12 protein-coding genes are annotated in these 12473 nt (G+C 56.7%); 3 read left to right on the plus strand and 9 right to left on the minus strand.

Annotated elements, in window-relative coordinates; translation table 11 throughout:
• Window positions 1-35 precede the first annotated feature (35 nt).
• From ADB08_RS07505 to ADB08_RS07520, 4 genes are all read right to left on the minus strand, one after another.
• Window positions 36-1220 carry an IS256-like element IS3503 family transposase gene (locus ADB08_RS07505; RefSeq protein ID WP_015382061.1) on the minus strand — a complete coding sequence of 395 codons (1185 nt, stop codon included), beginning with the start codon at window positions 1218-1220 and terminating at the stop codon, window positions 36-38.
• 564 nt (window positions 1221-1784) lie between these two features.
• Window positions 1785-3122 (minus strand): sodium/glutamate symporter, encoded by a 1338-nt coding sequence (locus ADB08_RS07510; protein WP_053087322.1) that lies wholly within the window; start codon window positions 3120-3122, stop codon window positions 1785-1787.
• A gap of 225 nt (window positions 3123-3347) precedes the next feature.
• Entirely contained in the window at window positions 3348-4421 is a 1074-nt protein-coding gene (locus ADB08_RS07515; protein ID WP_049172174.1) for a trypsin-like serine protease, read from the minus strand.
• Window positions 4422-4423: 2 nt separating this feature from the next.
• Window positions 4424-5380 (minus strand): DUF418 domain-containing protein, encoded by a 957-nt coding sequence (locus ADB08_RS07520; protein WP_049172177.1) that lies wholly within the window; start codon window positions 5378-5380, stop codon window positions 4424-4426.
• A gap of 211 nt (window positions 5381-5591) precedes the next feature.
• On the opposite strand from ADB08_RS07520, the gene ADB08_RS07525 reads away from it, so the two are divergent.
• The gene (locus ADB08_RS07525; RefSeq protein ID WP_049172180.1) at window positions 5592-6098 is read left to right on the plus strand and encodes a hypothetical protein; all 507 of its coding nucleotides are present in this window, start codon (window positions 5592-5594) and stop codon (window positions 6096-6098) included.
• Here ADB08_RS07525 and ADB08_RS07530 read toward each other — a convergent pair.
• Window positions 6095-6523, minus strand: coding sequence for a low molecular weight phosphatase family protein (locus tag ADB08_RS07530; protein WP_049172183.1), 429 nt, complete (start codon window positions 6521-6523; stop codon window positions 6095-6097). The two genes, ADB08_RS07525 and ADB08_RS07530, sit on opposite strands and share 4 nt — an antisense overlap.
• Window positions 6524-6538: 15 nt before the next feature.
• Window positions 6539-7606, minus strand: coding sequence for an ACR3 family arsenite efflux transporter (gene arsB / locus ADB08_RS07535; protein WP_049172185.1), 1068 nt, complete (start codon window positions 7604-7606; stop codon window positions 6539-6541).
• Between the two features lie 72 nt (window positions 7607-7678).
• On the opposite strand from arsB, the gene ADB08_RS07540 reads away from it, so the two are divergent.
• Entirely contained in the window at window positions 7679-8017 is a 339-nt protein-coding gene (locus ADB08_RS07540) for an ArsR/SmtB family transcription factor (protein ID WP_016423238.1), read from the plus strand.
• A 42-nt stretch (window positions 8018-8059) separates the two neighbouring features.
• Here ADB08_RS07540 and hisN read toward each other — a convergent pair whose 3' ends face one another.
• Entirely contained in the window at window positions 8060-8860 is an 801-nt protein-coding gene (hisN, locus tag ADB08_RS07545; RefSeq protein ID WP_049172187.1) for a histidinol-phosphatase, read from the minus strand.
• 10 nt (window positions 8861-8870) lie between these two features.
• On the minus strand, window positions 8871-9755 hold the full coding sequence (locus ADB08_RS07550) for an inositol monophosphatase family protein (RefSeq protein ID WP_049172190.1): 885 nt from the start codon (window positions 9753-9755) through the stop codon (window positions 8871-8873).
• Window positions 9756-9802: 47 nt separating this feature from the next.
• On the opposite strand from ADB08_RS07550, the gene prfB reads away from it, so the two are divergent.
• Window positions 9803-10915 carry a peptide chain release factor 2 gene (gene prfB / locus ADB08_RS07555; protein WP_038626269.1) on the plus strand — a complete coding sequence of 371 codons (1113 nt, stop codon included), beginning with the start codon at window positions 9803-9805 and terminating at the stop codon, window positions 10913-10915.
• 2 nt (window positions 10916-10917) lie between these two features.
• Here the strand turns inward: prfB and ADB08_RS07560 are convergent, their stop codons facing one another.
• On the minus strand, window positions 10918-12291 hold the full coding sequence (locus tag ADB08_RS07560; protein ID WP_239660037.1) for an HNH endonuclease signature motif containing protein: 1374 nt from the start codon (window positions 12289-12291) through the stop codon (window positions 10918-10920).
• Between the last annotated feature and the right edge of the window lie 182 nt (window positions 12292-12473).

Genomic DNA, 12473 nt, shown 5'->3' on the forward strand with positions numbered 1-12473 from the left:
TAAAGAAAAGTGTGTCTTTTCCGGGCGTGTTGCGGTTATTTGATCCAGCCTTTTTGGATGCCGAGGTTGTGTTGGTAGCTGGTGTCGATGGCGGTGTCGTATTCTGCTGGTGCACCGATGTCATTGGTAGTGGCTGTGGTGTTGTGGGTGATCAGGTCTGTTGCTGTGGAAAGTGCGTCTTGACCCCATCGTTGGTCCCTGGCGATCTTGACCGGATCGTCAGGGACTTCTGTATGTAGATACAGCCACCAATCCATCACTGTGCGTTGATGCGGTAGTGATAGTCCGCGGTGTCTGCGGGCTAGTTCTTTTATGGGGGCGTTGATGCCACCTTCGAGGCTGTTTGTTGTTGCTGCAAGGTTGTCGGGGTCGATGGTTGTTGGTGGGGGTTGCAGGTAGGTAAACAGCAGGTCTCTGCGGTGCAGAGATAGCAATGATTGATAGGCCGCTCGGACGCGTTGGTGGGTGTAGACCTTGGTGTAGGCGCCGGTAACGGGGTCTTTGATGGTGGTTTTCTCGTTCATCCATTCCCGGTAGGTGTGGTCGAATTCGTGCAGGTGGGCGACCCATGTGGATGCTTGGTCAAGGTCGGTGATGCGAGTGAGTTTCAGGGCTAGGCGGTAGAGGGTTTTGCCGGCATCGGTGCGGGGGTTGCTGGTGGTGTGGCGGCGGACTGTTCGTTGGGCGTGGACGAGGCAGCGTTGGATGCGTGTTGTTGGCCAGCAGTGGTGGATGGCTGATTGGGCACCTTGTCCGCCGTCTGTGACTGCGATTAGTGGTGCGGCAATGGGGCGTAGGAGTTCGGTGTAGGCGGCGGTGGTTTCGTGTCTGGCCCAGGTCCAGTTGATGACGTGGGTTTTACTGGCTGCGATCAGGAGGCATCCGGACTTTAGATAGGTCGCGTCGAGGAAGATTTGGTCATGGATGCGGAATGAGTCGATGGTGGGTGTGGGGATGATCCACCAGCACCATCGGAATCGGTGGTGCATGGTTTGCCTGGTTACGCCATGGTGTGCGGCGAAGGTGGTTAGAGATTGGGTGCCGGTGGCCCATTGGATGAACAAAGCCATGGTGGCGGTGTTTTTGTTGTGGGTTTGGGTGTTGCGGGTAAAGGAGTGTCCGCAGTGGGTGCAGCGCCAACGGGTGGTTGATTTGCTGGTGGTGCCGTTTTTCTTTGTGTTGTTGCCGCATAGTGGGCAGCTGGGGCGGTTGGTGGTCATCCTTTAATCCAACCGGTGTGCGGTTAGCACAAATGTGGCCGGAGGTGTGGGATGGTGTGGGTAATAGCTTTCGGGGAGCTATTCTTTGGTGATTTGTGGTGTGTGGTCTGGGGTTATGGTGGCATGCGGACACACTTTTCTTTACTTAACCCCCAAATCACCGTTTTTCACCGTTTTTTTGGGGGGGGGGTAAGTCGTTGGGTAGCCGTTGGGTCTGACGAACTCGCGCACTGCACAACCGGGCATTAAAGGGGCGGCCATCAGAAATGCGGTGTGAGGCGCTGCTCGATTAGTCGGCCTGAAGGTACTTAGCTTGAGGGGGTGCTGGGTTGATTCCGGTCGATTTGCCTCAGCTCATGTACGCGCTGCTGGCTTTCGGTTTCACATATCGATGAGTTATTCACTTATGGATACGCTGGAGCGCATCGATAGGTGAATCATGCATCGATAAGTGAGCGCAGCGCTAGAAAATAGCTGGCAGACGGGCCTAGTCAGTCCACGGTGGGGTCGCAACAGTAGAGGGCGGGAGAAAACTTTTCCTGTCCCCGCCCTCTATAAAGAACTCTACGAAGCCCTGGTCTTCGATTTCTTCAGCATGATCATCGGCGGAATCAACAGGGCTAGCCCGCCGATAAGCGCGACTCCACCGAATAGCCACACCAGTCCGGCGAGGATTGCGATGGGTGCGAGGATGGCTGCCGCGATCTCGAAGGGCGCGAATCCCACATAGGCCATGCCAAATTCCTCGAGCGTGCCGGATTTCTGCTCCGGGTCCACAATTTTCAGTACGGCGATGCCCGTGGCCACGGAGGCAGTTGCCCAGCCCCAGCTGAATACGGCGCGCTCGAACCAGCCATGTTCAAAGATGCGTGGTGCGACGTAGAAGAACAACACCAGGCAGAAGGCCAGGCCCACGACGAACAGGATAATTAGCGGGACGATGTAGGTGGCCACCACTGCCGGCACAATCGACGCGATGCCGACTGCAACCAGGAAGTCCGTCGACGCGCCGGAGACCGAACCCATCAACTTTGCATCCAGGTAGTGTGGTGCCTTAATCAGGTGCAGCACGCCTACACCTGCCAGGCCGACCAGGAATGCCATTGCGAATAGTGGGAAGCTCAGTGCAGGGAAGATGTCATTGACCCAGTTGGTCAGGATATTTGCCAGGAAGAGCGTCACCGCTAGTGCTGCAACGTGCAGCGCGATTGGTTCGATTGAGGACGGGCTTGTAGTCGCCCGCCCCACACTTGGGCGCTGACCAGGAAGGGAGATGATGCCTGTCCGCATATCCTCCGGCAGTTTATCCAAGTCTGGCAGCTCGTTGGTATGGCCCTTCTTCGAGCCCCATCGGGCGAAAATCACGCCACCGATAATTGCGGAGAACATGCCCACCGCTGCGGCCGTAAAACCCAAACTCGTGGCCTCGGTCATGCCTGCTGAGTCCAGCGCGCCACCAACTGCGGCGGCCACACCGAAGCCACCGACGAAACCAACGGGAAGCATGATGCCGAACCAGTCCGGCGTATTGAACAGTGGGGCGAAAATTATCACGCCGAGTAGCGCGAAGAATCCCCACTGCGCCAGGTACATGCCTACGGAATAGGACCACATCGTTCGCGCGCGCTGGCGCACCTTGGCATCGAAATCCATTGTGAATGGCAGGGCACCGAAGACTGCCGCGATGAGAATGGTCGCGTAGTCGCCGAAATGCTCGCTGAACTGGATTATTCCCAAAGCGTTGGGGCCTAGCAGCAAGCCGAGCAAGCCCGCAGTAATCGGTGCGGGGATGAGAAGCTTTTGGAACCAGGGGATGAACCGTCGCATCAAATTACCGATGATGAGCAGCAGCGAGATCCAACCGATATCCATCAAGACGTCGAAGGGTGTGTAGCCATCCACGTGAACTTATTGCCTTTCTCGTAGGTGGGGTTTCACCATTTAACAATTATGCGAACCACATCATGGATTCTAAGAAAAGGGTTAGAACCATAGGGATACGTTGCGATTGTATGTTAGCTACCGCGAGATTTTGAGGCTTCGGCCCCAGTTGAGCTCACTTCCTTTGCAGAAAAACCACCTACCCAGTTCATTCTGGGAGGTGGTTTTGGTTGAGGTCAGACGGTTTTACTGTCGGCCATTCTTAATGCGCGACCAAGCCGCTGCGATAACCACGCCAGCGCATGCGATGGCGAGGTAGGCCCACACGTGATCACCGCTGGTCTGAATGGTCTTTGGCGGAGCAGGAGTGTTCTCCGCAGTCAGCACACTTTCTGTGTCACGGCCGGAGGTGATGTCATCGATCCAGTCAGCAGTGCCAGTGAGGGTAGTGATAGCTGCGCTGGGGGAGGGCAGGTCAGGGTCGCCATTGGAGGTTCCGGCGGTAGCGAGACCAGCGAGCTTTCCGTCGACGAAGAATGGGCCACCGGAGTCGCCTCCCTGCATACCCGCGCCGGAAACGGAATGTGCGTCCAGGATGGCGCTTTGAATCATTGGCATCATGGCAGCGTCGGCTGGGATACTTTCTGTCCCTGCCGGGATCGACTCGGTTTTGGAGTCATCTGGCATGGCAGCTCCTGGCTGCATCTCCATTGATTCCATAGCGTCACCCGGAACAGCGCCGCCCGGAATAGCCTCACCCGGAACAGCTTCGCCTGGAGTAGCGTCACCCGGAACAGCACCACCAGGCGCAGCCTCACCTGGAGTTCCATCAGCCGGTCCTCCGCCTAGCAACTCATTGACGACCATCTTGGTCATCGGAAGCTGTCCGGATCGGGCCATGGACGAGCTGCTGCTCCAACCGTAGAGAGTTCCCGTCTGTCCAGGTGTTGGGATATCGCGGGAAACATTCGCGGGTGTTGCGTCAGTGACCTTTTGGGTCAGGTGAAGCAGGCCCGCATCAGACATTGGAGACAGCGCCCAAGAATCGGCATCGTAGACCTTCCCGCCGATGCGGGCCTGGGTCCCTTCGTTGTTCACAGACTCCAGGCAGTGGCGTGCAGTGAGCACCCACTGGTCGGCAACCAGCGTTCCGGTGCAGTCACCGAAATTGCCGATTTTGCCAATCTTCAGCGCGGCCACAGAACTGCTTTCAGCATTCGCAGGTGCGGGTTCGCCGTTTTCCAATGCAAGAGCTGGGGCTGCAGATAGAAGCAGGGTGCTGCTAACAATTGCTGCGATGGAAAAAGATGTTTTCTTCACGGTTATTTCCCTTTCCCAGAAGGAACAATGGCCTTGATTGCGGTGGCAACGAGTTTTTCGGCAGGGCCCTGTCCGACAAATTTCTTCCAGAGGCTAGCAATGACGAGGAAGAATACGATGAAACCTGCTGCGGACAACGTGGAATGCAATACAACATTCTGCTGCCAATAAAACGCGGTGAGAACGTGCAGGATGTAGATAGTCAGTGACATTGTTCCCATAGCCGCGAATGGGTAAACCACAGCTGGGAAGCGGTCGCCTACGAAAAGGCACAAGTGCAGCACAATGGCGGCAACTGCGACGGAGAGGATGATTTCTCCGAAGACGCCAGTGTGTCCGGTAAAGCGGAGCCAGCCAGCAATCTCTGGATCAAATCGGAAGTACATGCCGACGGCAGTGACGACAACGCTGACAGCGGTAACAATCCAGCTCAACCGAGTATTAGTGCTCGTCTCAGAGGTGGAAGTGCTTTGCAGGCGACCGCGCAAGTAGACGTCGTAAAGCAGCATGCCGCCGATGAAATATGCAATCCACGCGAGTAGCGGATAGATCTGTGGCAGCGTCATAGGCGCGTACTTGATTGTGGCGGCGATGGTTGCGGCGATGAAGAAGCCGACTCGCCACCAGGTTCCGAGCGCTGGCATCCAGGAAACCAGCATCATTACCAGGCCCATGATGACGAGGACCACCTGAATTTCTCCACCGACCGGCAATAGTGCCAGGCCGATGAGAATGATCAGGGCACCGCGGGTGATTAGACGCAAGAAGGTAGTGCTGCTGTAATTACGGCCGATGATCATCATTGTGGCGCCGGCGATGATGGCGAACAGTGATGAGGGTAGGCCAGAGAGCACAACCTTTGTGCTCCAAAGTAGTGAGGCCATATGGACAATGATCATGCCGATGATGGCGAGTGAGCGCGCTATATCAAGCCCCACGATTCGGGTAGGTTTATTCACCCCAGATTTCTCCTTTACTACAACTTATAGGGAGGTGCTCTTTGGTAAAAAGCACTCTCTACAAATGGCGTATTGAAAACGACTTTCTAGTTGTAGCAGCCGAATCTGACAATACATTAAGTGAGTATGTGTAAAACACGGTGTTTCGTCTGTGTTTTTACTGGGAAACTAGCGCGTTCAAAAAGCCCAGGGGCACGCGTAACCTAGTGGCATGAGATCAATGCTGACGAGTTTCACCTGGGCTGAGGTGCCAGGAGTCTTCCTCGCGTACCTGTTGATTATTGCCATCCCCACCGCTCTCGCTTGGATGGGTGCCGCGTGGCTGGCCAAAAAGTCCGGCGAGCGTATCGCGTTTGGGCACACGATTTTCGTCTTTGTCGCAGCATTTCTAATCTGTTTTTGTACGCTCGCGTGGACGCTCGAGGGCGAATACGACTACTCGCCATGGCAGGTTTTCTGCAGTGGCTTCGCGATGGTCATCCTTACTGCCTCTGCCATGATGCGCGTGCCCGCCCCAACTCTGAACCTTCTGCCCACGTGGTGGGCAGCGGTCGCCGGCTATGCCCTGTGCTGGAGCATCATCGCCGGCACTGACGACACCACCGGGCTTTGGGGAGTCGGTCTGATATTCCTGCTCCTCGGCCTCATCGCAGGCGTTGGCGCAGTCGTGTGGCTTACGCTGGCGATAAGGAGGCTTTTGTTGGATTCTGCCGCTTAGGGATTCTTAGTGGAACGGAGTTCGACAGCTAACTCGTCGATACGGCGCTCGAGGTCATCGCGAATCAGATCCATGCGTTCTTCTCCGTCGATGCCTCGTTTTGAAGGCTCGTCAGTAAGCCAACGCTCGAGTGAGCCTTCAGCGTCCGAGGGGAGCTCTACATGAGCGACATCGCCGATGATGACAACACGATCTGCAGTCTGGAGGAGCGTGGGGTCAATGGGCTTTGGTGATGCACCGTCCATAGAGGCGCCGATTTCTGCAACTGATTTGGCTGCAAGCGCATTGGTAGTAGTTTTGGGGTTCGTTCCTGCTGAAAGGGCGATGAACTGCGTGGCATATTTTGCACGCGCAATGGCCTCGGCCATCTGGGATTTACCGGCATTTGCAACGCAGATGAAAAGTACCTTCGGGATTTCCTTCACTTCAGGACCCTTTTTCTATAGTTTGTCCGGTACGGAAAGGTCATTGGGGAAAAGGCGCGGCCCGAGCCAGCGGGTGACGTAGACAAGTGCAACGAGTACGGGTACTTCAATAAGTGGTCCAATCGTTCCCGCAAGTGCTTGCTGGGACAATGGGCCGAAGGTGCCAATCGCAACCGCAATTGCCAACTCGAAGTTATTTCCGGCGGCCGTAAAGGCAATCGATGCGGAGGTTGCGTAGTTCATGCCCGCGGCCTTGGCCGAAGTGAGAGCGATCGCGAACATGGCGAGGAAGTAGATCACTAGTGGTAGTGCCACTTTCGCAACGGTCCAGGGATTCTCAAGAATCTGCTGTGACTGAAGCGCAAAGAGCAACACGATTGTGTATAGAAGGCCGGCAAGTGCCAATGGTGAGATTTTGGGCAAGTACTCATTTTCATACCAGTCGCGACCACGGGTGCGTTCACCAATTATGCGTGATGCCGCGCCAGCCAGAAGCGGAATACCGAGGAATACCACTACAGATAGTGCGATTGCCCAAAAAGAAAAGGTGGCGGAAGTGGTTTCCAGTCCCAACCAGGAGGGCAGAATCTGCAGGTAGAACCACCCTAGAGCGCCGAACATGAAAATTTGAAATAGCGAGTTGACGGCCACCAATACGGCAGCGACTTCAGTATCGCCGCAAGATAGGTCGTTCCAGACCAAAACCATTGCAATGCAGCGGGCGAGACCGACGATGATCACGCCAGTGCGCAGTTCTGGACTATCACTGAGGAATATCCAGGCAAGGGTGAACATCAGTGCGGGGCCGAGAATCCAATTGAGGAAGACTGTGATGCCCATCAGCTTCCTTGATGTCAAAATTTTGCCCGTTTTGTCGTATCGAACCTTTGCGAGCGGTGGGTACATCATGACCAGCAATCCGATGGCGATTGGTACGGAAATTGTCGTAATTTTTGCCTCTGCCAGCCAGTTCACAAGTGACGGTGCAATTTTGCCCAGAATGAGGCCAATTGCCATTGCAGCTGCAATCCATAGCGGCAAGAAGCGGTCTAGGAAGCTGAGTGACTTTGTAGTCTGTGTCATAGTTTCCGGTGTAATCAATATATCGATGATTGTCAATATATTTAGAGGGGAGGCCGTGTAGCCTCAACGGGTATGGACGAAATCTCAGAATGCTGTGCACTTGGCGGTCGGCCTCTCGACGCGGCGGAAGCGCAGGCTGCGGCAACGCTCTTCAAAGCGCTGGCGCAACCGGCGCGCCTGCAAATTTTGTCTCAGCTCGCTGCCGCTGGCTGTAGTCCGATGACCGTAGGGGAGCTGGCCGCTGTTTCTGGGCTTAGTCAGCCGACGGTGTCGCATCATTTAAAGACCATGGCGGATGCCGGGCTGCTAACTAGGTCTAAGAGTGGACGGGTGGTAACCCATGAGGTACGCCCTGAGGTATTTGCTGAGCTGCGACGTATCCTGGATATCGGTCACGCGGACGGGAGATAGTGAGCCGCTCGTCGCAAATTGCGATAGGTTGGAAAACCCTGTTTACCCGCCCAGGCGCTTGACGACGGCGTCGTGAAGCACCCCATTCGTCGCAACTGCGTCCCCGCCGTGCGGCCCGTCGACTCCCACTAGGGAAGTGAAGTGGCCGCCAGCTTCCTCCACCAGGATCGCAAGCGCTGCCAGGTCCCACAGGGAAACCTCCGGCTCTGCGGCGACATCGACCGCACCCTCGGCTACCAGGCAGTAGGAGAAGAAGTCGCCATAGCCACGCAGGCGCCAGGCGTCATCGGTGAGACCGATGAAGTTGTCGCGCAGGTCGCGCTCGGCCCAGCCGGTGAGCGAAGAGTTGGAAATTGAGCAGTCCGCGATGTCTGCCACCTTCGAGACCTCAATGCGGCGCTGAGCGGCTTCCCGGCCACCGACGTGGGTGCGCTTGAATGCGCCGTCGCCCTTGGATGCCCACCAGCGACGGCCCAGTGCTGGGGCAGAGACTACGCCGACAACCGGCTTGCCGTCCTCCAGCAGGGCAATCAAGGTGGCCCAGACCGGGACATTGCGCACGAAGTTCTTGGTGCCGTCGATGGGGTCGATGACCCACTGACGGCCCTCAAACACAGCTTCGCCGCCGAATTCTTCGCCGAGAACTTCATCGCTCGGGCGCTTGTCCGACAGAATCTCGCGGAGCAGCTTCTCGCACGCGATATCGGCATCGGAGACCGGAGTCAGGTCGGGCTTGGACTCGACGATTAGATTGGCCGCCTCGAAGCGGGACATCGTGAGGTCGTCGGCTGCGTCGGCAAGCGAGAGTGCGAGGGCGAGATCTTCGGAGTAAGAGGTGGTCATGGCCGAAATTCTAGCGCAGAACCTCACTCAGCTCTGCGACCTGGCCACTCGAGCCCGCAAGCTTCCAGCGCCCCACCGACGTACATTCGCCGCCTGCGCCCGAGATAAGCGCATACCCAGGCAGCCAGTCCCAGGCTGCGACGTCGCGCTGGAACCATACGCCGATGCGGCCGTCGGCAACGCCTGCCATATCCACCGACGCTGAGCCCAGCATGCGCCAGGTAGCGCTGCGGGACACCGCATCCAGCCAGGACTTTGTAGCCGTGGCCTCGGATTCCTCGCTCGAGCTCACCACCGTGGTGTGGAGGTAGGTCGCTGCGCAGACTTCCGAGAGGGGGCGGTCAGTGACCCGGAGGTCATCAACAGTGCCATCGAGGTTGATACGAGTGGTCGGGAGATTGGGGCCACCAATCCAGCTCTCGCCCGTTGCCGGGCGGTGCACCGCGCCGAGGACGACCTCATCCGGATTGTTCGCATCGCCCATAACCAGCGCCAATGCGCTGCACCAGTAGTCCGAACCAGTGGTGAAGTTGTAGGTGCCATCGACAGGATCGATCACCCACGTGCGACCAGACTGGGACTCCTTCGCGGACCCTTCCTCGCCAAGAATGCCGTCCTCCGGGCGGAGCGCGGCCAAAGCCTCGACGACGAATTTCTCCGCTGCGCGGTCGGCCGCGGTGACGACGTCGGAAATCGATGTCTTGTACTCCGTGACCAGGCCTTCGTCGCGCATGCGAGCAGCAATGGCAGCGGCACGCTTCACGATGGCAACCGCAACACTGGTATCCGATGCCACAATCGACTCGGACACTTGGGCGAGAAAGAGTTCTAGGTCCTGGCTGGAATCTTGGTGCGGGTCTTGGCTGGAATCTTGGCTGGCGGTGGATTCAGACATACGTCCTATTGTGCACCGAAACAGGCGGTATAGCTAAGGTAGTACCCGTGAACCCGGATCTGAATGCTGACCTCAAAGAACTCGACGCGACGCTGACCACCATTGAGAAGGTGGTCGATGTCGACGAGCTTTCCGACCGGATCAGGGAGTTGGAAGCCCAGGCCGCCGATCCGTCGCTGTGGGATGACCCCGACCACGCGCAGCAGGTCACCAGTGCACTGTCGCAGGCGCAGGCGAAGAAGAAAAAGATCGACTCGCTGCGCGGGCGCCTCGACGATCTCTCCGTGATGTATGAACTCGCGGAAGAGGAGGGCGACCCCGACGCCGTCGAGATGGCCGATGCCGAACGCGCTGAGCTGCGTGCCGACATCGAATCCCTCGAGGTCACGACGATGCTTTCGGGGCCTTACGACGAGCGCGAGGCGGTCATCAACATCCGCTCCGGTGCCGGTGGCGTGGATGCCGCTGACTGGGCCGAGATGCTCATGCGCATGTACCTGCGCTGGGCCGACAAGCACGGGCATAAGGTCGAGGTTTACGACACGTCCTACGCTGAAGAGGCCGGTATTAAGTCCGCTACTTTCGTCGTCCATGGCGAGTACATGTACGGCACCCTCTCGGTCGAACAGGGCGCGCACCGGCTGGTTCGTATTAGTCCTTTCGACAACCAGGGCCGCCGCCAAACTTCCTTCGCTGAGGTCGAGGTGCTGCCGGTTGTGGAGGAAACGGATCACATCGACATCCCCGAGTCAGATTTGCGTATCGACGTCTACCGCTCCTCCGGCCCAGGTGGGCAGTCGGTGAACACCACGGACTCCGCGGTCCGGCTTACGCACGTCCCGACCGGCATCGTGGTGACTTGCCAGAACGAGAAGTCCCAGCACCAGAACAAGGCATCTGCCATGCGAGTTCTGCAGGCGAAGTTGCTGGAGAAGAAGCGCCAGGAAGAGCGCGCGGAGCTGGATGCTCTCGGCGCAGGCGGCAATGCCTCGTGGGGTAACCAGATGCGCTCCTATGTGCTGCACCCGTACCAGATGGTCAAGGATCTGCGTACCGAATACGAAGTCAACAACCCACAGTCGGTCCTCGACGGTGACCTCGACGGTTTCATCGAGGCCGGTATTCGCTGGCGCATGGCTCAGCAGTCCGAAGGCGAGTAGCGCTAGAAGGGCGGTTCGTCTTCGGGCGCTTCCGGTGCCTCGGGTGTTTCCGGTGTGGTGGGTTCGTCGGCTTCTCCGTTTCTCTCGTTTTTGTTCATTCCCAGTTCTTCGCGAGCCTGATTTGTCAGCTCCTGTGATTCGCGGAGGTGTTCCAACCTCTGCTCGTTGTATTCCTTGAGTGTCTGTGCTTTCTTTGTCTTGCGCAGGTCGAAAGAGTAGCGACCGTGGCCGGAGAGCGGTCCTGATTCTGTGCTGATAAGCGCAGCTTTTTCGGTGCTTTGATCAGTGACGGAGGTCCAGTACTCCACGCCGTCGATATCGCGCACGACATTCCAAAGACCGGCCGTTTTTAGATTGTGGTGGCGGCGGCATAGGCAATGGAGGTTAGGCGTTTCGGTTTGGCCACCTTCTTCGGGATTCTCGTGGTTATACGACTGAATGTGGTCGATGTCGCACTTCGTTGCATCGACATCGCATCCGGGAAAGCGGCAGGTGCCGTCTCTACCTTGGACGTAAGTACGCTGTCGCTCTGTTGGCGAGTACTTTTCCGTTTTCTCGTCCGCTAGTAGCCGAATGCTAGTGACTCGATCGAGCCAGGATTCAGTGGCGATTTTGTTGATCCACCCCAGACCGCCGATCCATGCCTCCTGCGGCTTGTCTTGAGTAAGTGGGCAGTACAGATTCAATGTGGCGGTGACCTGAGCAGTCCCGTGCAGAAGGTGTGAAAAAGCCTCGACGAAGTCGCAGTCCTGATCAGCGGTAATTTCTTCCAAGACTTTCTGAAACTCAATTGCCCGCTCAGGCATCAGTTCCATGGTGACTTCAGTGAGGTTGTTCTTTAACTCGAACTTTATAGATTCGCCAGCTTTTTGCTCGATGCCTTTTTGAAACGAAGTAATCGGCGGGTCGTACTCATTTTTAGGGCGCAATAGCGGGCTGACTTCATTAATAAATCGCTGAATATTCTGTTGAAGACTCCGAACTCCGCGAAGAACTTCACCATTGACTCTCGGCGTGATCAGTTCGAGGAGATGGTCTTCGAAATATTTCACAGTAGAGGAGTCATCCAAGGGGAGGATGGCTGTGGCAATGACCCGCATGTGGGGAAGCGGTAGCTGTGCGCGTTTGAGCAGAAGCTCTTTCAACCGCGGGAGCCGCTCTAGCTGCATCCCGATATCGATGTACTGGAGTGTTCTCCCACGTGACATGCCAAGAGCTGGAGCGATTTTGGCGATGTAATCTTCGACATCTTTTGTTGAAGAACAGGGAACACAAGCAAGGGCAAGCTTCAAGTCAGCTCGATTGCGGTCAATTCCAAGACGTGCTGGTGCTGTTTGAGAAATCTCATGGTGAAAGCGTGGCGCTGTTGCTTCCATCGCCGCAGTGTAAGTGCGTTTGCGTGGTATATTTTCCCCGCTGGCCATTGTTGAATCCCCCTGAAAGATAAGGCCTGGACGTTGAAATGTTGGAATAGGGAAGAGGTAGGGAAAGTATTTTCGACTAGCTCTGAGTGTTAACTTTCCGAGCTTCAAGCAGCTCGGCGATGCTATTCGGTGTT

Source organism: Corynebacterium sp. 239_CJEI (assembly GCF_001055995.1).
Classification (GTDB): Bacteria; Actinomycetota; Actinomycetes; order Mycobacteriales; family Mycobacteriaceae; genus Corynebacterium; species Corynebacterium jeikeium_D.